General features: G+C 44.8%; 23 protein-coding genes. 17 read left to right on the top strand and 6 right to left on the bottom strand.

Annotated elements, in window-relative coordinates:
* Positions 1–23: 23 nt before the first annotated feature.
* Together ACFQZI_RS19095 and ACFQZI_RS19090 are read right to left on the bottom strand one after the other, a co-directional pair.
* Positions 24–1913, bottom strand: coding sequence for a M1 family metallopeptidase (locus ACFQZI_RS19095; RefSeq protein WP_377145364.1), 1890 nt, complete (start codon positions 1911–1913; stop codon positions 24–26).
* Positions 1914–2131: 218 nt separating this feature from the next.
* Positions 2132–2635, bottom strand: a complete 504-nt coding sequence (locus ACFQZI_RS19090) for a DUF892 family protein (protein ID WP_377145362.1) — start codon at positions 2633–2635, stop codon at positions 2132–2134.
* A 122-nt stretch (positions 2636–2757) separates the two neighbouring features.
* Between ACFQZI_RS19090 and ACFQZI_RS19085 the strand changes: the two genes are divergently transcribed.
* From ACFQZI_RS19085 to ACFQZI_RS19060, 6 genes are all read left to right on the top strand, one after another.
* Complete coding sequence (locus ACFQZI_RS19085; RefSeq protein ID WP_377145360.1) at positions 2758–3702, top strand: Smr/MutS family protein; 945 nt, start codon at positions 2758–2760, stop codon at positions 3700–3702.
* 67 nt (positions 3703–3769) lie between these two features.
* Positions 3770–4099: an ArsR/SmtB family transcription factor gene (locus ACFQZI_RS19080; protein ID WP_377145358.1), complete on the top strand. Its 330-nt coding sequence runs from the start codon at positions 3770–3772 to the stop codon at positions 4097–4099.
* 49 nt (positions 4100–4148) lie between these two features.
* Positions 4149–4706, top strand: coding sequence for a DUF6428 family protein (locus ACFQZI_RS19075; protein WP_377145356.1), 558 nt, complete (start codon positions 4149–4151; stop codon positions 4704–4706).
* Between the two features lie 4 nt (positions 4707–4710).
* Complete coding sequence (locus ACFQZI_RS19070; protein ID WP_377145354.1) at positions 4711–5127, top strand: arsenate reductase ArsC; 417 nt, start codon at positions 4711–4713, stop codon at positions 5125–5127.
* Position 5128: 1 nt separating this feature from the next.
* A complete protein-coding gene (gene arsB / locus ACFQZI_RS19065; RefSeq protein WP_377145352.1) occupies positions 5129–6196 on the top strand; it encodes an ACR3 family arsenite efflux transporter in 1068 nt (355 codons plus the stop codon).
* 75 nt (positions 6197–6271) lie between these two features.
* Entirely contained in the window at positions 6272–6802 is a 531-nt protein-coding gene (locus tag ACFQZI_RS19060) for a hypothetical protein (RefSeq protein ID WP_377145351.1), read from the top strand.
* Between the two features lie 77 nt (positions 6803–6879).
* On the opposite strand, the gene ACFQZI_RS19055 is transcribed toward ACFQZI_RS19060, so the two are convergent.
* Both ACFQZI_RS19055 and ACFQZI_RS19050 read right to left on the bottom strand, forming a co-directional pair.
* Positions 6880–7314 (bottom strand): SRPBCC family protein, encoded by a 435-nt coding sequence (locus ACFQZI_RS19055; RefSeq protein ID WP_377145349.1) that lies wholly within the window; start codon positions 7312–7314, stop codon positions 6880–6882.
* Between the two features lie 2 nt (positions 7315–7316).
* A complete protein-coding gene (locus tag ACFQZI_RS19050) occupies positions 7317–7634 on the bottom strand; it encodes an ArsR/SmtB family transcription factor (RefSeq protein WP_377145347.1) in 318 nt (105 codons plus the stop codon).
* A 128-nt stretch (positions 7635–7762) separates the two neighbouring features.
* Between ACFQZI_RS19050 and ACFQZI_RS19045 the strand changes: the two genes are divergently transcribed.
* Both ACFQZI_RS19045 and uxaC read left to right on the top strand, forming a co-directional pair.
* Positions 7763–8812: a glycoside hydrolase family 130 protein gene (locus ACFQZI_RS19045; RefSeq protein WP_377145345.1), complete on the top strand. Its 1050-nt coding sequence runs from the start codon at positions 7763–7765 to the stop codon at positions 8810–8812.
* 72 nt (positions 8813–8884) lie between these two features.
* Entirely contained in the window at positions 8885–10291 is a 1407-nt protein-coding gene (uxaC, locus tag ACFQZI_RS19040; RefSeq protein ID WP_377145343.1) for a glucuronate isomerase, read from the top strand.
* Here the strand turns inward: uxaC and ACFQZI_RS19035 are convergent.
* Positions 10281–12113, bottom strand: a complete 1833-nt coding sequence (locus tag ACFQZI_RS19035) for a tetratricopeptide repeat-containing sensor histidine kinase (protein WP_377145341.1) — start codon at positions 12111–12113, stop codon at positions 10281–10283. The genes uxaC and ACFQZI_RS19035 overlap by 11 nt on opposite strands.
* Positions 12114–12502: 389 nt before the next feature.
* Here ACFQZI_RS19035 and ACFQZI_RS19030 point away from each other — a divergent pair, with 389 nt between their 5' ends.
* The 4 genes from ACFQZI_RS19030 to ACFQZI_RS19015 are packed head-to-tail and all read left to right on the top strand — an operon-like array spanning position 12503 to position 16522.
* Positions 12503–13660: an acyltransferase family protein gene (locus ACFQZI_RS19030; protein WP_377145339.1), complete on the top strand. Its 1158-nt coding sequence runs from the start codon at positions 12503–12505 to the stop codon at positions 13658–13660.
* Between the two features lie 10 nt (positions 13661–13670).
* Positions 13671–14597 carry a ChbG/HpnK family deacetylase gene (locus ACFQZI_RS19025; RefSeq protein ID WP_377145338.1) on the top strand — a complete coding sequence of 309 codons (927 nt, stop codon included), beginning with the start codon at positions 13671–13673 and terminating at the stop codon, positions 14595–14597.
* A gap of 2 nt (positions 14598–14599) precedes the next feature.
* Positions 14600–14986, top strand: a complete 387-nt coding sequence (locus tag ACFQZI_RS19020; RefSeq protein ID WP_377145336.1) for a hypothetical protein — start codon at positions 14600–14602, stop codon at positions 14984–14986.
* Between the two features lie 3 nt (positions 14987–14989).
* On the top strand, positions 14990–16522 hold the full coding sequence (locus ACFQZI_RS19015; protein WP_377145334.1) for an FAD-dependent oxidoreductase: 1533 nt from the start codon (positions 14990–14992) through the stop codon (positions 16520–16522).
* 11 nt (positions 16523–16533) lie between these two features.
* Here ACFQZI_RS19015 and ACFQZI_RS19010 read toward each other — a convergent pair whose 3' ends face one another.
* Positions 16534–17715 (bottom strand): MFS transporter, encoded by a 1182-nt coding sequence (locus ACFQZI_RS19010; RefSeq protein ID WP_377145332.1) that lies wholly within the window; start codon positions 17713–17715, stop codon positions 16534–16536.
* Between the two features lie 122 nt (positions 17716–17837).
* On the opposite strand from ACFQZI_RS19010, the gene ACFQZI_RS19005 reads away from it, so the two are divergent.
* From ACFQZI_RS19005 to ACFQZI_RS18985, 5 genes are all read left to right on the top strand, one after another.
* Positions 17838–18515, top strand: coding sequence for a response regulator transcription factor (locus ACFQZI_RS19005; protein WP_377145330.1), 678 nt, complete (start codon positions 17838–17840; stop codon positions 18513–18515).
* A 37-nt stretch (positions 18516–18552) separates the two neighbouring features.
* Complete coding sequence (locus ACFQZI_RS19000) at positions 18553–19914, top strand: sensor histidine kinase (protein ID WP_377145327.1); 1362 nt, start codon at positions 18553–18555, stop codon at positions 19912–19914.
* Between the two features lie 214 nt (positions 19915–20128).
* The gene (locus tag ACFQZI_RS18995; RefSeq protein ID WP_377145324.1) at positions 20129–21400 is read left to right on the top strand and encodes a TolC family protein; all 1272 of its coding nucleotides are present in this window, start codon (positions 20129–20131) and stop codon (positions 21398–21400) included.
* Positions 21401–21486: 86 nt separating this feature from the next.
* Positions 21487–22581 (top strand): efflux RND transporter periplasmic adaptor subunit, encoded by a 1095-nt coding sequence (locus ACFQZI_RS18990; RefSeq protein WP_377145323.1) that lies wholly within the window; start codon positions 21487–21489, stop codon positions 22579–22581.
* 148 nt (positions 22582–22729) lie between these two features.
* The gene (locus ACFQZI_RS18985; RefSeq protein ID WP_377145321.1) at positions 22730–25867 is read left to right on the top strand and encodes an efflux RND transporter permease subunit; all 3138 of its coding nucleotides are present in this window, start codon (positions 22730–22732) and stop codon (positions 25865–25867) included.
* Positions 25868–25950 lie beyond the last annotated feature (83 nt).

Here is a 25950-nt window from a genome sequence, read left to right as displayed (position 1 = left end):
TCAGTATTATTTGATTGTAATATTTACTTCCCCTTAGGCGACCAGGTATTATCCTTGGTATTAGCATCCATGTAAATGCCGTTATCCAACGTGATAGATTTTAGGCTTTTGCCACGGTCATTCGTAAAAGTAACCAACGTTTGTTTTTGGTTTGCTTCCCAAACCGCAGGCGTTTTATGGATGGTTTTTGTTGTGCCGTCGGTATAGGTAACCACAACATCAAACGGTATCGCAAAGCCACCTATGTTTGCTACTGTAATGGTGTAACCATCTTTACCGGTTACGGCGGTTTTTATAGCCAGGTCGGTATAGTAATTGGTAAAGAACCAGTTGTTAAAGAACCAGTTTAAGTTACGGCCCGATACATTGCTCATGGAGTTAAAGTAATCCCATGGTATAGGGTGTTTTCCGTGCCACCTGTCCATGTAACCGTGCAGGGCTTTCTTAAATAATTCATCGCCCAGCATATCTTTTAATGCTAAATAACTTAACGATGGTTTGCCGTAGGCATTGTTACCGTAGCCGGTGGTCAGCTCGCTGGTTTGTGTAATTACCGGGATGTCCTGGTTGCTCGAGCGGTTATTGATCCAGCCATTGATGCGGAACTGCTTGTAAAACTCATCGGCCTTGGCTTTGCCTTTTTCGGCAGTGCCAATTAAGTATTCTAAGGTTGTAGCCCAGCCCTCATCCATAAACGCGTAGCGGGTTTCGTTGATACCCATATAAAACGGAAACCAGGTGTGCGCTATTTCGTGATCCTGCACAAGTTGTGCAAAGCCCGGGTCGCCCATTTGGCTGTCGTTCACCATCATGGGGTACTCCATATCGGCAAAGCCTTGGAAGGCTGTCATCTTGGGGAACGGATAAGGTACTCCCGGCCAGTTATGGCTAAACCAACCCAAGGCGTTGCGACCGTATTGTACAGAGTTCTTAAAATCAGTACCGCTTACAGAATAAGCAGCCTGCATGCTGGAGCGCCTGCCGGTTTTGCTATCGACAATCACGCTGCCCGCGTCCCAAATGTAGTGGTCGCTTATGCCAACGGCTACGTCGCTAATGTCGGTAGCGGTCCAGGTCCAGGTGTTGCCGCCTTTTTGGTTAGTTACCTTATTGCCGGTAACCTCTTCAAGGGTAGCAACATGAATGGTGCTATCGCTTGTGAATGATTTTTGCAAACGATCAGAATATTCCTTTTGTAAAACTTCGGTTGGGTTTTGCAGGGTACCTGTAGCCCAAACAATAAAGTTTTTAGGCACAGTTACATTTAGGGTATAGTCGTTAAAGTCGTTATAAAATTCTTGGGCGTCTGTAAATGCCACACGGTCCCAACCGTTGTAATCATCATATACAGAAACACGCGGGTAAAAATAAGCAAGGTAATAGCTGGTGCTGTCTATCTGCCCTTCGCGGCCACTTTGTTTAGATGCATCAAAATGCCAGGCGATGTTTAGCTTGACAGAATCATGCGGCATTAACGGTTTTGGCAACGCTACCAGTTGGTTAGTAGATGATGCCTGGTCGTTGTTCCACGCCCTTTTTTGGCCGGCAATCATAAAAGTGTCTATCTGCACGCCCGAGGTCAGGTAATCAGGGCTCGCGTCACCCATCCGTGCCGAACCGGGGCGGTGTATGTTCAGGATCAGCTTCATGTTCAGCCTTTTTAGGGTATCGGGGCTGTTGTTGATATAGGTTATTGTTTCGGTACCCTTTACGGTGGTTAACGGCGGCGCGGCAGTAATGTGAATGTTGTAGCGTGCGCGGTTTTGCCAGTATTTTGCACCGGGTTTACCGTCGGGGCTACGGGTGCCGTTATCATACGCTTTTTTAATATCGCGCGGCATGTAAAGGCTTTGGGCCTGCAATTGTAACAGCGCTATGCTGCAGGTTGCAGTTAACAGGATCTTTTTAAACATAATAAATGATTGGTTTTTGTAAAAACACGTAACAAATGTAGAATTTATATAGGCAAATCTTTGAGTATTCAGGTAAACGAATTGTTACAATACTCACTTGTTTGCCGAGATTAAATTATATTCCTTTGTAACAAGTTATTTTAGTAGGGGTATTAAATAACTATACAAAGCCGGACTTTTGGGTCCGGTTTTGTTATTTTATAACGTTATGGTTTGTTTTAATCCGTAATGTATTCCTTTGCTATCAGCGTAAACAACTTATCGTTATCTGCCGACTCATCAAAGTTCTCGGTAAGTAACTGCTTCACTTTATCGTACTTCAATAATTTGGCTATCATAATAAGCATGCGGTAAGATGTTATATTGATATGCTCCAATACTTGCAGGTAAAGCATTAGGTCAAGGTCATTTAATAGCGGGATAGTTTGTTCATGATCCAGGCAAAACTCATCTTTAACAATAGATCTGATGGGGTTACAAACCTCCGGCGAGGGTTTCTCGCCAATCAGTTCATAAATTTCTTCCATCCGTTCTATCTGGTTTTTAACATCGCCGCCAAATTCGCTTACAGCAAGCTCAAGCGCTTTAAACGATGCCAGTTTAATAAGGTCATCGGTACGCTGTTGTAAAAAACGCTTGCCGTTGTATATGCGGGTTAAATGGTGTAGAAAGATCTGCTTTAAAAATGCATCATCGGGGGCGGGGGGAGTATTTGGGGCCATGGCTAATATTAAACTGTGAAAGGGAAAAAACAAATTTAAATAAAAGAACTGTTAATATACATTTAGAGTTTAATTGACAGTACAACTATCATTTTTAGGCCTTTGCTGCTTATTATTGTACCATGAGATATAAGTTAGGGGATTTTGTACGCTTTGTTGACGAGAAACTGGAAGGATACGTAACACGTATTATTGATGAACAGATGATTGGTGTTACCGTTGAAGACGATTTTGAGATCCCGGTTTTGGCCAGCAAAGTAACCTATGTACATGGCCACGGCGCCGAAAGCCACGATGAGGAATACATTGCCGATGTAAAACCTATAGGCGAGTTTAAAAGCAAGGGCGTGCACATTGCCGTTGTTGCAGATGCCAAAGCGCAGGCACTGGTACATTTATACGTTATAAACGAAACCTCATACCAATTGCTTGCAAGTGTAACCGCGCAGCAGCAAAAGGATTTTAAAGGCGAATTTGCCGGTGTTATTGATCCCAACGGTGTGGCAAAGGTATATTCGGCTAAACTGTCTGACCTGCAATTGTGGCCGAAGCTCATCTTCCAGGTATTATTCTTTACTAAGCAAAATCAGCCATCGGTTGCCCCTTTAAATGTTACAGAGCAATTTAAAGCCAAGGACTTTTCGGGAGCTAAGAAGATAGTGCCCTATATTAAACAGCAAGGCTGGATGATACAATTGGACGAGCCTGAGCTGATCATAGATGCCGAAAAACTAAAAGAAAGTTTTTTTAAACCCGCCGAAGAAAAGGCGCAAACCGTTGCCAAACCTGTAAGCGAGCTTGACCTGCATATTGAAAAGCTGCGTGACGACTACCAGTTTTTAAGCAGCAGCGAGATCCTGAACATCCAAACCGACCATTTTAAAAAAGCATTGGACGCTGCCATTGTACACCAAATGCCAGATATAACTTTTATACATGGTACAGGTAACGGCATCCTAAAGCACGAACTGCACAAATTGCTTAGCAAGCACCCTAAAGTGCAAACTTTTATGGATGCCCGTAAAGAAAAATTTGGTTATGGAGCTACAAAGGTAGTTTTGAAGTAAGCTTTAAATTTTTGGAAATGAAATAATTTATTGGTTTATAATAATTAATCGTAATATTGCGATTGATATGGGTGTTACAAAAACAGATATTTTTACCGATGGACAAAACAAGCTGGCTATGCAATTAAAAGCAATTGCACACCCTGCGCGTATCGCTATTCTGCAACACATCATTAAAGCCAATGCCTGTATTTGCGGCGATCTGGTAGATGAGTTGGGCCTGGCACAAGCAACTATATCTCAGCATTTAAAAGAATTAAAAAATGCCGGTCTTATACAGGGTACTATAGAGGGAGTAAGCATATGCTATTGCATCGAACCAATTGCCTGGAAAAACTTACAGAATGAGGTAAATGCCATGTTCGCATCCTACAAAGCTGTGAATACTTGCTGTTAAAAATTTTTTGCTTAAATCAATCGTAATATTGCGATAATAAATCATGGATATGGAAACTTTAAAATGGAACAACTTTAAGCAAATACTGCAGGCAAACCCGCAGTTGACTTTACAATTTCAATACGCTGAAGATAAATGGGTGGATGCATCTTACCACATCACCGAGATTAAGCAGGCGCCTATAACATCGGTTGATTGTGGCGGCGTAATGAATAAATGGACAGAGGTAATTGTACAGCTTTGGGAACCGCAAGATGAGGAAAAGGAAAGTGCTATGCAGGTAAGCAAAGCTTTGTCTATTGTTAACCTTGTTGAAAAAACCTTACCCTTAGATGCCGACGCTATGGTTAAAATTGAATTTGGCAACCCGCAATTTGACACCCGCCAAATGCTTATCAAAGACGTTGTCATAGACGACGATAACCTGGTAGTTGATCTACGCCCGGATGCTGTGCAATGTAAAGCTATAAACCGTGGTGGTAGTTGTGGTACTGATAATAAGGGCGAAGAATGCTGCACGCCGGTAGCAGAAGTTAAACCAAAATTACAAATTAAAAATCTGGCTGCCGAAGCACCTTGCTGCACCCCGGCATCAGGCTGCTGTTAATACAATGAAGAATATTTTAGTACTATGTACCGGCAATAGCTGCCGCAGCCAAATAGCAGAAGGTTATATACGCCATTATGTGGGCCATAAAGCAACAGTTTACAGCGCTGGGATAGAAACCCATGGTGTTAACCCCAAAGCCATCCATGTAATGGCAGATGATGGAGTAGATATTTCGGCACACACCTCTAATAATGTAAGTGAGTATTTGAATATCCCGTTTGATTATGTAATTACGGTATGCGATAATGCAAATGAGGCTTGTCCGTACTTTCCGGGAGATGTAAGACGGTTTCATCATAACTTTCCCGACCCTGCAAAGGCTACAGGAACGCCGGAAGAAGTGATGGCTGAATTTACGCGCGTACGTGATATGATCAAAATATACGCTCATGATTTTGTAAAACAACATATTCTATAATATGACGGCCAACAATTGCGCCCCGGCAGCCAATCGCAAAAAGCTTGGCTTTTTAGACAGATACCTTACCTTATGGATCTTTACGGCTATGGCATTAGGTGTAGCTATAGGCTACTTTATACCTTCTGCACCTGCTTTTATTAGTTCATACTCCAGCGGCACCACGAACATCCCTTTAGCCGTTGGGTTGATATTGATGATGTATCCGCCTTTGGCGAAAGTAAAGTACGAGGATCTTGGCGAGGTTTTTCGAAACACTAAAGTGCTAAGCCTATCACTATTTCTGAATTGGATTGCGGGGCCTATATTGATGTTTGCGTTAGCTCTCATTTTTCTGTACGATAAGCCCGACTACATGATAGGCCTTATTTTAATAGGCCTTGCCCGATGCATAGCGATGGTTATTGTATGGAACGAACTTGCCGAAGGTAATCGCGAGTATGCCGCGGGATTGGTGGCTTTGAACAGTATTTTCCAGGTGTTGCTTTATAGTGTTTACGCCTACGTTTTTATTACGGTGCTGCTGCCCCTTTTTGGCGTAAAGGGCGCAGTTGTGAACATCACCATCGGCCAGATAGCAAGATCGGTAGGCATTTATCTTGGGGTACCGTTTGCAGCAGGCATTTTGAGCAGGTACGCGTTAATTAAATTAAAGGGAGAGGCATGGTTTGGTCAACAATTCCTGCCTGTAATATCACCCATAACACTTGTAGCCCTACTATTCACCATAATTGTAATGTTCAGCCTGAAAGGACAGCTCATCATTCAGATCCCGCTGGATGTAGTACGTATTGCTATTCCACTTATTATCTATTTTGCAATTATGTTCATGGTAAGTTTTTTTGCCGGCAAATATATGGGCGCCGATTATTCAAAGAACGCGTCTATAGCTTTTACTGCTGCGGGTAATAATTTTGAACTGGCCATTGCCGTAGCAATAGGGGTTTTCGGTATTAATTCGGGCGAGGCCTTTGCCGGTGTTATCGGCCCGCTAGTAGAAGTGCCGGCTTTAATTGTACTGGTAAAAGTTGCAATGTGGCTTCGAGATAAATATTATTATAAAATTTAAATGTCCTGATTATCGTTTATCGGCATGGTAATTGTTTTATAGTTAATAGTTATAAACCATTAAATAATATATACCATGAAAAAGATAAGTTTAATAATGGCGACGGCCTTCGCAGCACTTGCTATTAATGCCACTGCCAAAACTCATACCACACCGGCCCATAAGGCATTATTGTTAACAGGCAATTTAACTGCCCAGCAGGATACTGTGCCTAAAAAACAAAAAACAAAAACTACTACACCAACACGTAGCACAACGCCTACCACGCCAATGAGCCCAACCAGCCCAATGACGCCAACAAACCCTACTAACCCAAGTTACCCTACAACACCAACAAACCCTACGGTTCCAACCAGCCCAACTAATCCTACTGTACCAACAGCGCCGGTACCAACCATGCCATCGCCAACAGTACCATCTACAAGTCCAACAAGTCCTACGGTGCCAACACAAAGCCCAACTGTACCAACGCAAAGCCCAACAGTGCCAAGCAGTACATCGCCAACAGCGCCACGTACTACTTCGCCATCAACAACACCGGGCAATACATCACCTGGTAGCACAAGCCCATCGTCTACAGGTACGCCACGTACAACAGGCAGGTAATACATATTATATATAAATGCGAGGAAGGCCGGTAAAGCGAAAGTTCTACCGGCCTTTTTTATAGTTATGGATAAATGTTAAGCTTCCTTCTCTACAAAATTTTTAAGGCTGATACCAAGTATATGGTTCCAGCCTTTTGTAAAGCTATCCACACCAAAATCCGGCCCGTTTTGGGTAAAGCTGTCTAAGCCGGTATGTGTTATGCGCACCAGCGTTTTATCCCCTTCAGGGAACAATTCAAAACTTACTTCAGAGCTTCCGGGAAAACCATCATAAGCCCAGGTATAACTTAGTTTCTTCTCCGGCTCTACAGCGGTAATGCGGCAGTTGTGCGTAAACTTTTCGCCTGTGCTGCCTTGTCCGGCAAAGCTAAATTCAAAACCAATGCGTGGTTCAAAGCTTTCCAGTTTAAAATACCATTGTTTCATTTTCTCGTTATCGGTAAGGGCCTGCCATACTTGGCTAACGGGTGCGTTAAGCGTGCGCTCAACTACTAAAGGTTGGTTTTGCATAATTATGTAGTTTTTGGTTCGTTGTTTAAAAAATCTTCAAGCGCATCCAGTTTGCCGGTCCAAAAGGCGCGGTATTGTTCGGCCCATTTAGCAACCTGCTCCAGTTTTTTAAGGTTGGCATGGCAGTAACGTTCGCGGCCCTGTTGTTTAATGGTAATAAGGCCGCACTCCGTCAGGATCTTTATGTGCTTACTTATGGCCGGTCTGCTAATTTCAAACTTGTCTGCAACAGCGTTTAAATTAAGTTCACGGTGTGCAAGCAAGTTAATAATATCGCGGCGGGTAGGGTCGGCAATGGCCTGGAATACATCTCTTCTCATATTACGTAACCTAATGGTTACGCAAATATATATGTCACCACTCGGTTACGCAAATTTTAATTAAGATTTTTTTGGAAACCATTGTTTACCCGTAATGTTAAAATAACATAACACCAATTAATTCTACCATGGCAGATATAGCTAAACGCTTTCCACAAAACCCGTTAATATCCCCTAAAAATTTACAACCAAGCGCCGAAGGCCTGCACATAGCATGCCTGTTAAACCCCGGCGTATTTAGGTTTGATGGAAAAGTATGGCTGTTGGTGCGTGTTGCCGAGCGGCCCCAGCAAAGCGAGGTACATGTTTCTTTCCCGATACTTACAGCCACCGGCGAAACGACTATCATGGAGATAGCACTTGATGACAGCGACCTGATAGCTACTGATGCCCGTGTGGTGCGGTATAAGGGTGTCGATTATCTGACGACGCTTTCGCACCTGCGTTTGCTTTGCAGCGATGATGGCGTGAGCTTTTATGAACCCGAAGGCTATAAAAAAATGTTTGGAATTGGCCCCCTGCAAACCTTCGGGATAGAGGATTGCCGGGTAACGCGTTTAGAAGATAAATTTTACCTCACCTTTACCGCCGTGAGCGATAGCGGGGTAGGTGTAGGCATGCGTACCACTACCGACTGGAAAACTTTTGAAGCTCATGGTATGATACTGCCACCACACAATAAGGATGTAGCCATTTTTGAAGAAAAAATAAACGGTAAGTTTTATGCCTTGCATCGCCCAAGCAGCGTGGATATAGGCGGCAACTACATCTGGATAGCCGAATCTCCGGATGGCGAGCACTGGGGAAACCATAAATGTATTGTTAAAACGCGCGAAGGTATGTGGGATAGCGCCCGCGTTGGCGCAGGCGCGGCACCCATTAAAACAGATAAAGGCTGGCTGGAAATTTACCATGGTGCCACCAAAGAGCACAGGTATTGTCTGGGTGCCATATTGCTGGACCTTAACGACCCCTCAAAAGTTGTTGCCCGCACTACTGACCCAATTATGGAGCCAACCGAAGCTTACGAAACCACAGGTTTTTTTGGCCACGTAGTATTTACCAACGGCCATGTGGTTGATGGTGATACTGTTACTATATATTATGGTGCTGCCGATGAATTTGTTTGCGGTGCAACATTTTCTATAGCACAAATGCTGGCCGCTATGGGCGTATAACTAAAACGTTTGCGTGCTTTGCAAAAAAATGTATTAAACATTTTTAATACATTGCCTTTTTATTAGCCAATTATGAAGAGCTTTTTAGATGAGGACTTTTTGCTGCATTCTGATACCGCACGCGATCTGTATCACAACCACGCGAAAGACCTCCCCATTATAGATTACCACTGCCACCTGCCGCCCGATCAAATTGCCGGGAATATTAATTTTGCCAGCATAACCCAGGCATGGTTGCAGGGCGACCATTATAAATGGCGCGCTATGCGTGCCAACGGTATAGATGAAGCTTACATTACCGGCAGCAAGCCCGATAGAGAGAAATTTCAGCAATGGGCGGATACCGTCCCTTATACCCTGCGCAACCCGCTATATCACTGGACACATCTTGAGTTACAGCGGTATTTTGGCATAACATCACGCCTGATGCCGGGCACTGCCGATTTTATATACGACGATTGTTCTGATAAGCTGCAAAGCCCGGAGTTTTCGGTACAGCAGCTCATCAAAAAAATGAATGTAGAGGTCATATGCACTACCGATGACCCACTTGATGACCTTAGCCACCACGATCAAATTAAAAGGGATGGAGCAACTTCAAAAGTTTTCCCGGCGTTCCGGCCGGATAGGGCGATGTACATTGAGGATGTGGTAGTGCTAAACGCTTACATCAACAGGCTCGAGGAAGTATCTAATACCAGCATCAATACCTTTGAAGATTATTTGTACGCGCTAAAAAACCGGCACCATTATTTTGCCGCTAATGGCTGTACGGTGGCCGACCACGGTGTTGAGCACATGTATGCCGAGGAATATACAGATGAGGAAATGCGCGACATTTTTGAGAAGGTGCGTACCGAAAAGAAGGTCACTAATACTGAAAAGGTAAAGTTTAAATCGGCCATGTTGTACAACTTCGCGGTATGGAACCAGGAGAAGGATTGGGTACAGCAGTTCCATTTAGGGGCTTTGCGTAACAACAACAGCCGCCTGCTTAGCCAGCTTGGGCCTGACACAGGTTTTGACTCTATGGGCGATTTTAGCCAGGCCCGGCCGCTTGCAAAGTTTTTGAATAAACTGGATAAGGACGAACGCCTTGCCAAAACCATTATTTACAACCTTAACCCGGCTGATAATGAAATGATGGCCGCCATGATAGGTAACTTTAACGATGGCTCTGTTGCAGGTAAAATTCAATATGGGTCGGCGTGGTGGTTTCAGGATCAGAAGGATGGCATGATCCGGCAGATCAACGCCCTCTCTAACATGGGGCTGCTGAGCCGTTTTATAGGTATGCTTACCGATTCGCGCAGCTTCCTGTCGTTTCCCCGCCACGAATATTTCAGGCGCATACTTTGTAACCTGTTTGCTGATGATATTGTGAATGGCGAACTGCCAAACGACATTGAATGGACAGGTAAAGTGATACAGGATATCTGCTACTACAATGCAAAAAACTATTTTAAATTTAAGCTTTAAGCGGGATATATATCGCCACAAGCGTGCCCTTGTTCTGGTCGGATGATATATCAACCGTACCTTTTAGATAGCTTACACGGGTGATGATATTTTTAAGGCCTATGCCCTCAAATTTCATCTTATCCTGTGTGTTAAAGCCAATACCGTTATCTTCAATGGTTACCGAAATATTATCAGCCTCGCGGGTTAGGTTAATATCCAGGCGGTTTGCTTTAGCATGTTTTATAACATTATTAACACACTCCTGCACAACCCGGTAAAGTACTATCTCAACGTTATTGTCAAGGCGTTCTTCCAGCCCGTAGGCCTCCAGGTTTACTTTTAAGTGCTGCGAATCTATCTTGTTCACAAAGTCTTTAATGGCCGATGCCAGACCTATCTTCAACAGGATATTCGGCATCATCTGGTGGGCTATGGTGCGTACTTCCTTACAGCTTTCATCAACCATGGCAAGGGTTTTTTCGGCAAGGGCCTGCTCATCGGCATTCACTAAAACTACGCGGTCCATCAGACTGCTCAGGTTCATACGCACCGCCGAAAACAACTGCCCCACACCATCATGCAGATCGGCTGCTATCCGTTTGCGTTCCTTTTCTTCGGCTTGTATTATACCCTTGGTGGCCATGTCCTGCTGATACAAAACCGCCGCCTGTAAAACGCCGGCTTGTTTCAATTTGTAGCTACGGTAAGCTTGTGTGCCTATAATAATAGCCACCACAAATAATGCCGCTATAATGGCTATGGTAGTATTTCGGCGGGTTATCTCAAACTGTTGCAGCTGTATCAGCTTCTGTTTGCGTTCGGTCTCAAATTTTACGTTCAGTTCCGATAGCTGCCGGGTACTTTCAACATTGATAAATTTGTCTTTAGTGGTGGCATAAAGCTTATGGTAGTTAAAAGCATTTTTATAATCGCCGGCTTTGGCAGCAGCATCGGCCATACTTTCGTAGGCTGCCTCAACAATTTCAATGGCATTTATTTTTTTTGCTATAGCGATGCTTTTGTTGCAGTAAGTAAGCGCGTTTTTATATTCTCCCATTTCGCCATACAGGTTGCCAATGTTGTTATAAGTGGCCGCCATCATCCATTTGTCGCCCGTTTTTTCTGATAGCTTTAAGGCCCTTAAATTATACTCAAGCGAAGAACCGTAATTCTTTTGAAATTTATAAACTATGGCTACATTACTTAGCGCCATAGAGATCTTTGCAGTGATGTTTTTTCGGGTATAAACGTCAAGTGCGTTCTTGTAAGCAACAATGGCTTTATCGTACTTTAACTGCTGCTCGTAAACGGTGCCTTTGTTGTTCTGGCAATCGGCAACCAGTTCTTCATTGTTAATTTCGCGGGCAATAGTTTCGGCCTTTTCATAGTAACTAAGGGCGTCATCAAACTTTTTCCAGCTAATGTATAGCGCGCCAATGTGTTTGTAGATATGAGCTACCAGATCCTTATCATTTATTTGTTCGGCTTTTGTGAAGGCTTGCTGATAATTGCCCAGGGCTTTAATATTTTCGCCCTTATCGGCGTTTATGCGGCCGAGGTTTATGCGGGCTTCAATGTAATCTTTGGCGTTATCGGATTTGTTTGCCAGAATAGCCACCTCTGCAAACAGGATCTGCGCGGTGTCTATATTGCCACTTTTAAGCTGCGCGTTAGCAAGTTTGAGGCGTAGGGTTATGTTGTCCGGAAATTTTTTCAACTCGGCAGCGAGGGTGTCGGTATGACCGGGCTGCGCGATTATCCTGATAGGGGACATCAACAACAAAAGCGCTAAAAATTTAAAAAACGCGGTTGGTTTAAACTGGATTTGGCTTTTATACATATCAATAGGTGTAGGATCGCATCTGCATTCACAAAAGCGGGGGCAGTTTGGCGTAATGCAAATGATGTATTAAAGTTGTACAAAGCCAAGTGCAACCCATATACCGCAAATCACGCATTTTTATGTACGGAAAGTTAGCGGGCATAATATTGGGGCTTTGCGATTCCCTCCCACGGAAGGGTGCAGGGAGGGGTTTCGCCGGCGTTTAATTCGAACTTACCCCTCCCTGCTATCACTCTGGCTCCGCGCCCCTCCCCAAGGAGTGAATAGAAGGACGCGTTAAAAAACTTTTGCAAATTCTTTAAAAAGTATCTTATATTTAAAAAGCAATTATTAACCCGTGCCGGTGGCCTTTGCCGGTTTGTTCACACCCTATCATTCATTATTAAATGACCGAAAAAAAAGCCGAAGAAATTTCTGCATCTGATGGTGTTAATACATCGCCGTTTACCTACGAGCGCCTTTACTCGCTTGATGCCCTACGCGGCTTCGATATGTTTTGGATATTGGGTGGCGAAGAAATTTTTCATACGCTTGCCAAAGCAACTGGCTCGCCTTTCTGGAAAACCATCGCCAACCAGTTTACCCATCCCGACTGGAACGGCTTCCATCTGTACGACCTCATCTTCCCGCTGTTTTTGTTCCTGGCGGGAGTGGCAACGCCTTATTCAACCGGTCGAGAGTTAGAAAAGGGCGCAACCAAAGGTCAGCTGGTTATGCGGGTAATGAAACGCGCGGCCATTTTGGTGCTGCTTGGCCTGCTGGTAAACAACGGGCTGAAAACATTGAAACCTTTCGAAGAGATCCGCTTCGCATCGGTTCTTGGCCGCATAGGTATCGCTTATATGTTCGCCAATATTATTTACCTGTACGCCAACCGCAAATGGCAAATGGCGTTTTTCTGGTTCTTTATAATCGGCTACTACCTGCTTTTAAAATTTACATCCGCTCCCGGTTTTGCCCCCGGCGATCTGACCATGCAGGGTAACTTTGCCTCTTATATGGACAGGCTGATACTGCCGGGCAAACTTTACCTCGGCATTCATGATCCTGAAGGGTTGTTCTCTACCATTCCCGCCATTAGTACGGGATTATTGGGAGTGTTGGCCGGGAGCTTATTAAAAACCGGGCACCAGCATAAAGGCCGCAAAGCGTTTATTTTGGCTGTTGTGGGGATAGTATTTTTGGTGCTGGCGCAAATCTGGAATCTGGATTTCCCGATCAATAAGAACCTGTGGACAAGCTCGTTTGTGCTGCACGTGGGCGGTTTAAGCCTGTTATTGCTTGCGCTGTTTTACTATGTGATAGATGTGTTGGGCTACAAAGCCTGGGCATTTTACTTCAAGGTAATTGGCATGAATTCCATACTTATTTACATTTCCAGCAAATTCATCAATTGGAATTATGCCACAAACGGTTTCTTTGGCTGGCTGGGCGAACTGGTTGGCGAGCCGTACAATATTGTAGTGATGGCCATCTGTTTTGTGATGGTGAAATGGATGTTCTTATACTTCCTCTACCGCAAAAAAACCTTCTTAAAAGTATAATCTACCTGTTATGAAAAATATAAAATACTTGTTCTGTTTACTATTATCTATTGGGCTTTTACAAACCGCATTGGCACAAATGTCTATCCAGATCTTGCCGAAACTGTTGCTGCGTTTGGACGACATCGGCATGAACCATTCTGTAAACATGGCCATGAAAAAAATGGCGGATACCAAAATGCCGTTCTCAGCCTCGGTGCAGTTTGCCTGCCCCTGGTACCAGGAAGCAGTAGAGATATTGAAGAAAAACCCGCAGATAAGCGTTGGCGTACACCTCACCCTAACCTCCGAGTGGAAGAATTATCGTTGGGGGGCAGTTACAGGCCGCGAAGCGGTGCCAAGCCTGGTTGATAAGAATGGCTACTTTTATCAAAGTACTGAGGCATTTGCTAAAAGCGGGTATAAGATAGAAGAGGTTGAAAAGGAATTATCGGCACAAATAGAACGTGCCCTGGCATCCGGCTTAAAAATATCTTATATAGACCCGCACATGGGCATCGCTTTGTCGACCCCGGCATTGAGGGCATTAACCGAAAAGCTGGCAAAAAAATATAAACTGGGTATATCTACCCTAAGCGAACAGGTGTACTTTGGCGAAACCTATAAGGAAATGTGGGGTGAGCCTGTCGCCACAAAAAAGAAAGCGTTTTTAGCTTATATAACCAACAAGTTAAGCAAGACCAGGCCCAACCTTGTAGTGATACATGTTGCCCTGCAAGACCCAGAAATGAACGCCTTGTTTGACATGAACAGCAGTATGATGAACACCAAAGCAGGAAAGCCGCTTACCGCCCTGCACCGCCAAACAGAACTGAACATGCTGCTATCTCCGGAGTTTAAGAAGCTGGTGGGACTAAAATTTGAACTGACCAACTATACCGAACTGATAAAGGAGCGTGGCCTGGATGCCATGAAGCTTGAAACCGTAAAAAACTAACCATGGAACGTAGGTTGTTTGTAAAATTATCAGCCTTCACGGCAATTGCGCTTACGCTGCCTTTTGCTGAAAGCTGTAATAGCGGGTCAAAGGAAATGGCTATAGCGCAACCGCTATTGTTTTCACACTTGGTGGATGCTAAAACCATAAAGGAGGCGGGGGCGGATTACCTGAAAACACATGCCACAGAAAACGACCGGGAAAAATTAGCTCAACTGCTAATGGGTGGCAAAGATGTGGCTAAACTTAGTAAGGATGAGATCCAAACACTGCTTGATAAACAAGTAACCGCCGATTTTAAGACCGGAAGGGTGCTGCAGGTAAGCGGTTGGGTAATGTCGCAAACCGAAGCAAGGCAGTGTGCACTTTATACTTTACTTAAAGCTTAAGCCATGCATATCGACGCGAGAAATATCGAAAATAACAGCATCATCGAGGGCGATATCTGCATTGTTGGTTCCGGGGCGGCGGGCATTAGCGCGGCACTGGAATTTTTGAATACGCCGTATAAAGTCATCCTGCTTGAGGGCGGCGGCTTTGAGTATGAAAAGCAAATGCAGGACCTATACAAAGGTAAAACTACCGGGCAACGATATTACCCGCTCGAGTCGGCAAGGCTGCATTACTTTGGGGGTACTACGGGGCATTGGTCGGGCTTTTGTTCCACCTTTGACGCTATCGATTTTAAGGAACGCGAATGGGTACCGCATAGTGGGTGGCCAATTACGCGCGAAGACCTGGATCCATATTATCCGCGTGCCCACAAAAACCTCGACCTTGGCCCGTACGAATATGATGTAAAATACTGGCAGGGTAAAGACCCTGAGTTAAAATCGCTCCCCTTTGATGGCGATGCGGTTTATAACAAGATGTGGCAATTTAGTAAGCCCACACGCTTTGGTACCAAGTACCGCGATACCATTGTGAAAGCGCCTAACATACACCTGTATACCTACGCCAATGTAACGGATATTACAGCTAATGAAAATGCATCAGCGGTAACGCAGGTAACCGTAAAGAACCTGGCAGGTAAACAGCATACCGTTAAGGCCAAACAGTTTATTATTGCCTGCTGCTCTATACAGAACGCGCGCCTGCTGCTGGCCTCAAATAAGCAAATGCCAAAAGGCCTGGGTAATCAGCATGATAATGTGGGCCGATATTTTATGGAACACCTCGAGATAAAATCAGCAGAGCTATGGCTTGCTAAACCCGATGTATTGAAGCTGTATCATTGGGAGTGGGAGATAACCAAGGCCCGTGCCGAACTGGCAATTAGCGAGAAAATGCAGCGCAAGTATAAAATTTTGAATGGCACGGCATCACTTACACCATTGGATATCGCCAAAAACCAACCCGCTTTTATTGATATGTGGACGGCCGATACCGCCCAAACTAAAAAGAACTTTGCCAAACTTGACCAGGCCAACAAGGATGGCGCGAAAAAAGAAGGACATAGGTCATACCAGCTATTTACACGTTTAGAGCAGGCGCCAAACCCCAATAGCCGCGTTACCTTAGATGTTGAAAAAGATGCACTTGGTGTTCCCCGCGCCATGCTGCACTGGGAACTCACCCCGTTAGAGAAACATAGCCTGCGAGGCATCTATAAAATTATCGGCGAGCAAATTGGCATCACCAACGGCGGGCGCGTTAGGCTGATGGATTACCTGCGCGATGAGAACGATAATACCTGGCCCGAATTTACCGGCGGCGGCTGGCATCACATGGGCACAACCCGCATGGCGGCCGACCCTACAAAAGGTGTGGTAGACGCTAATTGCAAGGTGCATGGTATAGCCAACCTGTATATGGCCGGCGCATCTTGTTACGCTACTGCCGCCGCGCCGAACCCAACGCTTACGTTGGTAGCGCTAACCATTAGGCTGGCAGACCATATTAAACGAAAGGTAAAGGCTGTTTAAAAGCTTATTGTTTAGGCTGCTTTTACTTTCTCTTTACTCATCATCACAATGCCAATAGCTATTACTCCCCATAGCAGCATTTGCCAGGTGCTCATGTTCCATTCACCAAGTTTCCAGCTAAGCAGGCCAAAGTATGTGCCTGCCGAGCCACCAATGAAATAGGTGGTCATATAAATGGTATTTAAGCGGCTGTGTGCATGCTCATCCAGCGCGTAGATGCGGGCAAAGTTGGTTATTTGTGTAGCTTGTACGCCAATGTCTAAAAAGAAAATGGCTACTACAAGTGCAACGATCGAATAAGGGAATATCTTTAAAAGAATAACACTTGCTATGACCATCCCTACAGAAATGAGCAGCGAGCGGTGTGTATTGCCTTTATCGGCCAGTTTACCAAACCATGGGGCAACCAGCGCCCCGCCAATAGCTATAAACCCAAACAACCCAATGGTGCTTGCCGAAAAATTAAGCGGCGCATTGCTGAGGTGAAAAGTGAGGGTGGTCCAAAAGGAGCAAAAGATGCCGAAGGTGAAAAAGCCAAGCAATGCCGCCTGCCTCAATATTTTAAACTCGCCTACTAATGATAGCGCCGACTTCAGTAAACCCACATAGTTACCCTTAAACTTCGGCGGAACGTTGGGCAGGTAAAGTTTAAGTAATATGGCCATGATGAACACCATTCCCGCCGATATACCGTAAACAAAACGCCAGCCCAGCCAGCCGGCAATTAATCCACTAATTACGCGTGCGCCCAATATCCCCACCAGAATGCCGCTAAATACTTTGCCAACCGTTTTGCCCCGGTTAACGCTATCTAAAGTGGCGGCCATAGGCATTAATATTTGGGCGGATGTAGCCAGCAGCCCAACCAGCAAGCTCAGTGCATACACCTGATAAAGTTGTGTGGCAAAACTAAAACCTGCAAGGGCTATCATCAGTAATGTGCTTAATAACAGGATAAGGTTTTTGCGGTTTACCTTATCGCCAAGGGGGATGAGAAAAAACATCCCCAGGCCGTAACCCAATTGTGCGAACATCGATACCTTGCCAATTTCGGCCCCCGAGGCATGTACCGATTGGCCTATATCATTAAGAATGGGTTGGTTATAATATATATTAGCTACCGTAACACCTGCCGCAACGGCCATTAGCGGGATAATTGCCGGGTGTAACTTGCTGGTAGTGTTATTTGTCATGCGGCAAACCTAAGCAAATGGGGTTTGCTATCAAATGCAAACATGTTTTATATAGGTTACAATGTATATTTGTGAAAGTAAATTGACAAATGGGCTCAACCGCCATTATTAAATACTAAATAATGATCAGGATCTGTGTTGTAGAAGACGAGGAAAAGGTTTCATCATTTATAAAAAAGGGGCTGAACGAGCACGGCTACGAGGTGGATATTGCCGACACCGGCGAAACCGCGTTAGAAATGGTATGTGCACAGCGATATAACTTAGTGATATTGGATGTTATGCTGCCCGATATGAGCGGTATAGAAATTTGCAGGCAGGTACGTAAACATCAGCCACAATTGCCAATATTGATGTTAAGCGCCCTTGGTACTATAGATGATAAGGTAAGCGGCCTGCACTCCGGTGCTGATGATTACCTGGTTAAGCCATTCCATTTTAACGAATTGCTGGCAAGGATAGAAGCCCTGCTGCGCCGCAAAAAGTTGGCCGATGATGAAGACCATATCTTAAGTTTTGGCGGGTTAAAGCTAAATACCTGGGACAAAACTGCCGAGCGGGAGGGCAAACAAATAAATCTTACCGCCAAAGAGTATAGCTTATTGGAACTGCTGATGAATAACCCCGGCAAGCTTCTATCGCGCGAGTATATTATGGAGCGGGTATGGGGGATAAACTTTGATACGGGTACCAACATGGTGGATGTATATGTAAATTATCTACGCAACAAAATTCAAAAGGGGTTTGATAAAAAGCTGATCCATACGGTAATAGGGATGGGGTATATCTTAAAAGACTAATGAAATTCAATAAATCGCTAATTCAATAAATCACTAATTGAAAATAAAGACCCGGTTATCGTTATACTTTACGCTCATTAGTTCGGGGGCACTGCTGCTGGTATTGGTGGCATTGTATATAGCAGTGTATTCTTTTTTTACTGCCGATTTTTATAGCCGCCTTACCGATCGTACCAACCTGGCTTCGCAACTATATTTAAAAGCCGATGAGTTGGCGGCAGACAGCATGCTGCAAATTCAGCAAAAATACCTCGAGAAACTGCCGGATGAGGTGATCAGGATCTACGACCAAAATAACCTTTCGGCCTTTAAAATGAATCACAATATTTATTGGACGAGGGCAATAATTGACCAGGTACGCCGCGAAGGTTATATGGAGTATGAAGAGGGCGACCGAAAAGTTGTAGGTAAGTTTTATAAAGATAACCAGGGCGATTTTGTGATACTGGCATCTGCGGTTGATGAAAACTCGGCACGGCGTTTAATGATGCTTGGGAAGATCACCGTTATACTGTTCATCATTTTTGGAACAGGGTTGTTTTTTGCCGGGCGGATGTTCGCGCAAAAGGCCCTGTCGCCGGTAGATAAGATCATTGCGCAGATCAGGAACATCCGGTCCAGCAATCTGCACATGCGGGTAAGCCAGGTCAAAAGCCGCGATGAGATTGCCGAATTGATAGACAATTTTAATAGCCTGCTGGCCCATCTACAAAACGCTTTTGAATTGCAGCAAACCTTTGTTGCCAACGCCTCGCACGAGTTGCGCACACCGTTAACCAGTATTATTGGCGAGGTAGAGTTGGCGTTGGAGAAAGAACGCGACCAAAGCGAATATAAACGCATCCTGGCCTCAATAGCTATTGATGGCGCACGCCTGCAGGAAACCATCACCAGTTTGATGGAGCTGGCTCAGGTTGACCTTAACTACACCCAGGCTAAACTAAGCCCGGTAAGGGTCGACGAACTGGTTTGGGAACTGGAGGAGCAATGGTCGGCAAGGAAAGGGGTGGGCATGCTTAAAATTCAGTTAGCCACCCTGCCCGATGATGAAGAGGTATTAACCATACCGGCCAATAAATCAATGCTTTACATCGCCCTTAACAACATTATTGATAACGCCTTTAAATATTCAGAACCATCCCCTGTTACGTTAAGTTTTGAGGCTAATGAATCGCACATCAAAATTGCCGTGAGCGATAACGGCCCGGGCATTAGTAAAGAAAACGCGGAGAAGGTCTTCACCCCGTTTTTCCGCGCCAATCGCGATAAAAACATCCCCGGCAGCGGTATAGGCCTCTACATCACCAGCAAGATCATCGAACTTTTTAAGGGAACGATAAGGGTGGAATCAGACGGCAAATCGGGGAGTAGCTTTGTGGTAGAGTTTTTGAAAAACTGATCTTCACAACGTTTTTAAAGCTGTTTTGATAGCGGCCAGAAACCTTATAATAGTCGTCACTCGGCAAGAGCCGGGCGACTGCGTAAGGAATGCCTGAAATTCATATTCTGTTAATTCTCAAATTCTGGTCAGACAATTCTAATTGTATTCTAATTCACCTTTAATGTGTCTCTAATATGGGTGCGATAGTTTTGGTACTATCAAACAAGCACTAATGTTACGCACGTATTATAAAATTCTAATGCTTTTTGCCCTGGCAGTTATTTGCGGGCATCAAGCTTCGGCCCAAACCGATACGCTCAGGGTGAACTTTAAAGATGCAGAAAAATTATTCCTGCAAAATAACCTGAGTTTAATTGCCCAAAAGTATAACGTAGATGCCACCCAGGCATTGGTTATACAAGCCAAACTTTGGGATAACCCAACCCTAAGCACCGACCAAAATATTACCGATGCCAATAAGAAGTTTTTTGACCATAGCAATGGCAACGGACAGATATTGGTGCAGCTTAGCCAGGTTTTTAAAACAGCAGGTAAGCGCGGCAAGCAGGTGCAAATTGCCAACGATGATGTGCATATACAACAGGCCCAGTTTAACGATCTGCTACGTAATTTGCACTACAATCTCCTGTTAGATTTTAGCCAGGTAGCCAACCTTATCAATCAGCGCAGGGTGTACCAAACCGAGATAGCAGCCGCTACCAATATGGTTAACGCTACTGATAAATCATACCAGGCGGGTAATAACTCCCTAAAAGATCTGATCCGTTTAAAAGCCCTTTTGTTTGGTTTGCAGAATGACCTGGTGGAAATTGACCGCCAGATAAACGACCTGCAAAGCGAATTAAAGACGCTTTTGGTTGCAGACGCTAACCAATTTATATCGCCACAAATTACATTTAACAACAACGGCACTACTTTTAATGCAACAGAGTTAGCAGAACTGGCAAAGGCTAACCGCGGCGATTATCTTGCTAATAGATACACCCTGGAGCAGAGCAACCACAACCTTTCCTTGCAAAAGGCATTGGCCGTGCCGGATGTTACTATTGGTAGCACTTATGACCAAAACAGCAGCTACGCCCGCAATTTTGTTGGATTAGAAATTAGTTTACCCCTGCCCATTTTTAACCGTAACCAGGGCAATATCAAAAATGCCAAACTTGCCGCCCAAAGCCAGGAATACACGCTTAAGAATAGTGAATTGCAAGTAAAGAATGATGTGTATTCGGCCGTGCAGCAGTATAAGCTAAGCCAGCAATTATTAGGCACGCATGAGAACGATTTTTACAGCAAGTACGATCAGCTGTTCAGGGGGATGAGTAAAGCTTACCAGCTGAAACAGATAAACCTGCAGGAGTATGTAGACTTTTTCGACTCGTACCGCGAAACCAAGATAAAGATCTTACAGCAGCAGTTAAACCTGCAAAAAGCCATAGCAGACTTAAACTTCGCGGTGGGTACAACGGTGGTGACGCCTTTGTAAGAAAGCCTCAACCCAGCCCTCTCCGAAGGAGAGGGAGCTAAAAAACAATATAACACCTAACAATACAGCAATAGCACAATAGATTAATGAAAAAGCATATTATATACTTAGGCCTTGGGTTAATTGGCCTTAGCGCTTGCCAGGATAAAAAAACCGGCACCATGGAAACCAAACAGGTTTGCATAAGCGATTCGCTGCAAAAAATGATAAAAATTGATACCGCCAAAAGCACACCCATGAAGGATGAGCTTACCCTATCCGGCGAGGTGTCGTTCGATGAAAATAAGGTGGTAAAGGTATTCCCCTTTTCAAGCGGGCAGGTAATGGAGGTTAAGGTTTCCCTTGGCGATAAGGTAACCAAGGGCCAAACGCTTGCAATTATCCGCAGCGCGGATGTTGCCGGCAGTTATACTGACCTAAGCGCAACCAAATCTGACCTGGCCATTAACAAGCGCCAGTTAGAGCAAGCCGAGTATCTGTACAAGAACGGGATCTCCAGCGAGCGTGATTACACAGAAGCAAAAGAAAATTATAATAAAGCGGTTGCCGCCAATAGCAAAGTCCGCGACCAGATTGCTATTAATGGCGGTGGCAATACCAGCGCCAGCGGCTCGCTTATTATTAAAGCGCCGGGCAGTGGTTATATCGTCGAGAAAAATATTTCTGCCGGTAACTTTATCAGGCCAGACAATAGCAGCAGTTTGTTCACCATATCAGATATGAAGGATGTGTGGATCTGGGCAAACGTTTTCGAAACCGACATCGCCAAAGTTAAAAAAGGGTATGATGCCAAAATTACCACCCTGGCCTATCCCGATAAAGTGTTTAACGGTAAAATAGACGAGATAAGTTCGGTACTTGACCCTGATAATAAGGTAATGAAAGTGCGTGTGGCCTTAAGCAATGCCGATATGCTCTTGAAACCCGAGATGTTTACGAACGTACTTATCACCAATAAAGAGGGCTCAAGCTCGGTAGCCATCCCGGCTGCTGCAGTGATATTTGACAGCAGCAAGAACTATGTGGTGGTTTACAACAGCAAGTGCGATTTGCAGGTGCGCCCGGTTAATGTGATTAAAACGGTTGATGATGTTACTTACATCGCGTCGGGCTTAAAGGCGGGTGATAAGGTAGTCTCCAAGAGTCAGTTGCTGCTTTACAACGCATTGACGGAAGACTAAGAAAGAGAATCAAGATAACAAGAATCAAGATTCAAGAAAAAAATCAAATGAAATTATAGTATAGAAATCAGGAAACCAAGGCAAGAATGAGATGAATGATCTCAGCATTTCTTGACTCTTGAATTCCTGGTTCTTGACTCTCTGCAAAATGAATAAGCTAATTAAAAATATCATATACTTCTCGCTCAGGCACCGGGCGATGGTATTCTTTTTGACTGCGGTGCTGGCTGTATTGGGCGTCTGGAGCTACTTGAATACCCCTATAGAGACGTTTCCGGACGTTACCAATACGCAAATCATTGTAATTGCCCAATGGCCCGGCCGCAGTGCCGAAGAGGTGGAGAAAATGATCACCATACCGATGGAGACGGTGCTTAACTCGGTACAAAAAAAGGTTAACCTGCGTACAACTTCGTCTTTCGGGTTATCATACCTGCGCATCATTTTTGATGATGATGTAGATGATGCCTTTGCACGCCAGCAGGTGTTAAGCCGCTTGCAAAATGCCGACCTGCCCGATGGTGTTAAGCCCGAGGTAGAGCCGCCTTACGGGCCAACAGGCGAGATCTATCGTTATACGCTTAAAAGCAAAACCGCCTCAATTCATGATCTTACCGCAATACAAGATTGGATATTGGACCGCCAGTTTAAATCCATCCAGGGCGTTGCCGACGTGAACAGCTTTGGCGGCGAAGAAAAAACTTACGAGGTAAGCGTTAACCCGCAATTATTGCAAAAATACGGGCTGACATCATTAGATGTTTACAACGCCATTAACCGCAGCAACATTAACGTGGGTGGCGATGTGATTGAAAAGAACGACCAGGCCTTTGTGGTGCGTGGTATCGGATTGATCAATAACATCAGCGAGATCCAGAACATTATCATCAAAAATGTAAATAACGTTCCCATACTTGCCCGCAATGTGGCCGATATTAAGGAAAGCGGTTTGCCGCGCCTTGGCCAGGTAAGCCGCGACAGGCAAAAGGACGTGATAGAAGGTATCATTGTAATGCGCAAGGGCGAGAACCCGGCGCTGGTGCTTGATAAGATCCGCGATAAGGTAAAGGACCTTAATGAGAACGTACTGCCGAAAGATGTTAAGATAGACACCTTTTACGACCGTACCAACCTGATGGATTTTTGTACCGAAACGGTGATCCATAACCTGTTAGAAGGTATTGTGCTGGTAACCGTTATCGTGTTCCTGTTTATGGCGGATTGGAGGACTACCTTAACCGTAGCTATTATTATTCCGCTGGCGTTGCTCTTCGCGTTTATTTGTATGCGCATAAAGGGCATGACGGCCAACCTGCTATCGATGGGGGCGGTAGATTTTGGTATCATCATAGATGGGGCAGTGGTGATGGTAGAGGGCATCTTTGTAGCGCTGGATCATCGCGCTAAGGATCTGGGTATGGAGAAATTCAACAAAATAGCCAAACTTGGTTTATTTAAGAATGTTGGTGCCGAAATGGGTAAAGCCATATTCTTCTCTAAACTTATCATCATCACTTGTTTGATCCCCATTTTCGCATTCCAAAAAGTAGAAGGTAAAATGTTTTCTCCGCTGGCATACACCTTAGGTTTTGCCTTGTTGGGCGCATTGATATTCACGCTTACGCTTGTTCCCGCATTATCCAGCATCTTGCTTAAAAAGAACGTTAAAGAGAAACATAATGTAGTGGTACTGTTCTTTGAGAATGGTATCCGCAGGATGTTTGGCTTTACCTATAAAAACCAAAAGCTGAGCCTCATCATCGCGCTTGTGTTTATGGCTTTAACTTTCTTTTCGGCTAAGTTTTTAGGGACAGAATTCCTGCCCGATTTGAACGAGGGCGCCCTTTGGGTGGAAGCCGAGCTGCCGATGAGCGTATCGCTTAACCAGGCCGAGAACATCAACCAGAAGATGATGCAGATATTGGAGAAATTCCCCGAGGTAAAGCAAACGCTTGCCCAGGTGGGCCGTACCAATGACGGTACCGACCCTAAGGGTTTCTTTAACGTACAGATCCAGGTGGACCTTAAAAATAAAAAAGAATGGCCAAAAGGCTTATCCGAAGAAGCTTTAATTGATCAGATGGACCAGCAATTGCGTAAACTGCCTGGCATTGTGTTTAACTACTCGCAGCCTATTCGCGACAACGTGGACGAGGCTGTAGCCGGTGTTAACGCCAGTATGGCCGTGAAGATCTTTGGCTCCGATTTCGAGACGCTTGATCACAAGGCCGACGCGGTAATGAAAGTGCTGAAAGATGTTAAAGGTGTAGATGATTTAGGCGTACTGCGCAACCTTGGCCAACCCGAGTTTAGGATAGAATTAAACCAGCAAAAAATGGCGCTGTATGGTGTTGCTACTGCCGATGCAAACTCGGTTATAGAAATGGCCATTGGTGGTAAAGCTGCTACGCAACTGTATGAGGGCGAGCGTAAGTTCGACATCCGCCTGCGTTATCAGAAACAGTTCCGCGATACCGAAGAGAAAATAGAGAACCTGATGGTACCTACCATGAACGGCTCAAAAATATCCATCAAGGAAATATCAACAATTAAACAGCTGACCGGTCCGGCGTTTATCTTCAGGGATAATAACACGCGCTACATCGCAGTCAAATTTAGTGTGCGTGGCCGCGACCTGGGCAGTACTATTGCCGAGGCGCAGCAAAAAGTGAACGCCGCTGTTAAGTTAGATAAAGGTTACGCCTTTACGTGGAACGGCGAGTTCGAGAACCAGATACGTGCATCAAATACACTTGCACGTGTAGTGCCGATTTGTTTGTTGGTTATCTTCCTGATATTATACATCACCTTCGGTAACGCCAAAGATGCCATGCTAACCATCATGAACGTGCCTTTCGCGCTTATAGGCGGAATACTTGCGCTGCATATTACGCATACCAACTTCAGCATTAGTGCTGGTATTGGCTTTATTGCCCTGTTTGGTGTTTGTATCCAAAATGGTGTGATATTGATCTCTGTGTTCCGCAAGAACCTGGAAGAGCACATGCCGCTTGATATGGCCATACTTGAAGGTGTGATATCGCGCGTGCGCCCGGTGGTGATGACCGCCCTGATGGCCGCCATAGGCCTTATGCCTGCCGCGCTGTCAACCGGTATAGGCTCCGAAACCCAAAAACCCTTAGCCATAGTGGTGATAGGGGGCCTGGTTACCTCAACTATTCTTACCCTTTTAATATTACCGGTTATTTATGCTATGGTTTATAAGTTGATCCACAGGCGCGAAAACCGGAAATTATTAAAAAGGATGGGTGTAGTTAGTGCTTAGTTTATTGTTTGAAACATTGCGCCCTAAGATGAGCCGCGAGGGTTTATCTTAGGGAGCGCAATGTTATTTCAATTTTATTTAAG

It is taken from the genome of Mucilaginibacter lutimaris, from assembly GCF_042676625.1.
GTDB lineage: Bacteria > Bacteroidota > Bacteroidia > Sphingobacteriales > Sphingobacteriaceae > Mucilaginibacter > Mucilaginibacter lutimaris.
Note: the sequence above shows the minus strand (reverse complement) of the source record. Positions and strands in the feature narration are given on the sequence as shown.

Excerpts from the sequence above, each read along its gene's own strand:
- ACFQZI_RS19010 (WP_377145332.1), bottom strand. The coding sequence starts at position 17,715 with ATGACAAATAACACTACCAGCAAGTTACACCCGGCAATTATCCCGCTA.
- ACFQZI_RS19045 (WP_377145345.1), top strand. The coding sequence starts at position 7,763 with ATGGCAGATATAGCTAAACGCTTTCCACAAAACCCGTTAATATCCCCT.
- ACFQZI_RS19050 (WP_377145347.1), bottom strand. The coding sequence starts at position 7,634 with ATGAGAAGAGATGTATTCCAGGCCATTGCCGACCCTACCCGCCGCGAT.
- arsB (WP_377145352.1), top strand. The coding sequence starts at position 5,129 with ATGACGGCCAACAATTGCGCCCCGGCAGCCAATCGCAAAAAGCTTGGC.
- ACFQZI_RS19095 (WP_377145364.1), bottom strand. The coding sequence starts at position 1,913 with ATGTTTAAAAAGATCCTGTTAACTGCAACCTGCAGCATAGCGCTGTTA.
- ACFQZI_RS18995 (WP_377145324.1), top strand. The coding sequence starts at position 20,129 with ATGTTACGCACGTATTATAAAATTCTAATGCTTTTTGCCCTGGCAGTT.
- ACFQZI_RS19055 (WP_377145349.1), bottom strand. The coding sequence starts at position 7,314 with ATGCAAAACCAACCTTTAGTAGTTGAGCGCACGCTTAACGCACCCGTT.
- ACFQZI_RS19080 (WP_377145358.1), top strand. The coding sequence starts at position 3,770 with ATGGGTGTTACAAAAACAGATATTTTTACCGATGGACAAAACAAGCTG.
- ACFQZI_RS19015 (WP_377145334.1), top strand. The coding sequence starts at position 14,990 with ATGCATATCGACGCGAGAAATATCGAAAATAACAGCATCATCGAGGGC.
- ACFQZI_RS19030 (WP_377145339.1), top strand. The coding sequence starts at position 12,503 with ATGACCGAAAAAAAAGCCGAAGAAATTTCTGCATCTGATGGTGTTAAT.
- ACFQZI_RS19025 (WP_377145338.1), top strand. The coding sequence starts at position 13,671 with ATGAAAAATATAAAATACTTGTTCTGTTTACTATTATCTATTGGGCTT.
- ACFQZI_RS19085 (WP_377145360.1), top strand. The coding sequence starts at position 2,758 with ATGAGATATAAGTTAGGGGATTTTGTACGCTTTGTTGACGAGAAACTG.
- ACFQZI_RS18990 (WP_377145323.1), top strand. The coding sequence starts at position 21,487 with ATGAAAAAGCATATTATATACTTAGGCCTTGGGTTAATTGGCCTTAGC.
- ACFQZI_RS19090 (WP_377145362.1), bottom strand. The coding sequence starts at position 2,635 with ATGGCCCCAAATACTCCCCCCGCCCCCGATGATGCATTTTTAAAGCAG.
- ACFQZI_RS19005 (WP_377145330.1), top strand. The coding sequence starts at position 17,838 with ATGATCAGGATCTGTGTTGTAGAAGACGAGGAAAAGGTTTCATCATTT.
- ACFQZI_RS19070 (WP_377145354.1), top strand. The coding sequence starts at position 4,711 with ATGAAGAATATTTTAGTACTATGTACCGGCAATAGCTGCCGCAGCCAA.
- ACFQZI_RS19035 (WP_377145341.1), bottom strand. The coding sequence starts at position 12,113 with ATGTATAAAAGCCAAATCCAGTTTAAACCAACCGCGTTTTTTAAATTT.
- ACFQZI_RS19020 (WP_377145336.1), top strand. The coding sequence starts at position 14,600 with ATGGAACGTAGGTTGTTTGTAAAATTATCAGCCTTCACGGCAATTGCG.
- ACFQZI_RS19075 (WP_377145356.1), top strand. The coding sequence starts at position 4,149 with ATGGAAACTTTAAAATGGAACAACTTTAAGCAAATACTGCAGGCAAAC.
- ACFQZI_RS18985 (WP_377145321.1), top strand. The coding sequence starts at position 22,730 with ATGAATAAGCTAATTAAAAATATCATATACTTCTCGCTCAGGCACCGG.
- ACFQZI_RS19060 (WP_377145351.1), top strand. The coding sequence starts at position 6,272 with ATGAAAAAGATAAGTTTAATAATGGCGACGGCCTTCGCAGCACTTGCT.
- uxaC (WP_377145343.1), top strand. The coding sequence starts at position 8,885 with ATGAAGAGCTTTTTAGATGAGGACTTTTTGCTGCATTCTGATACCGCA.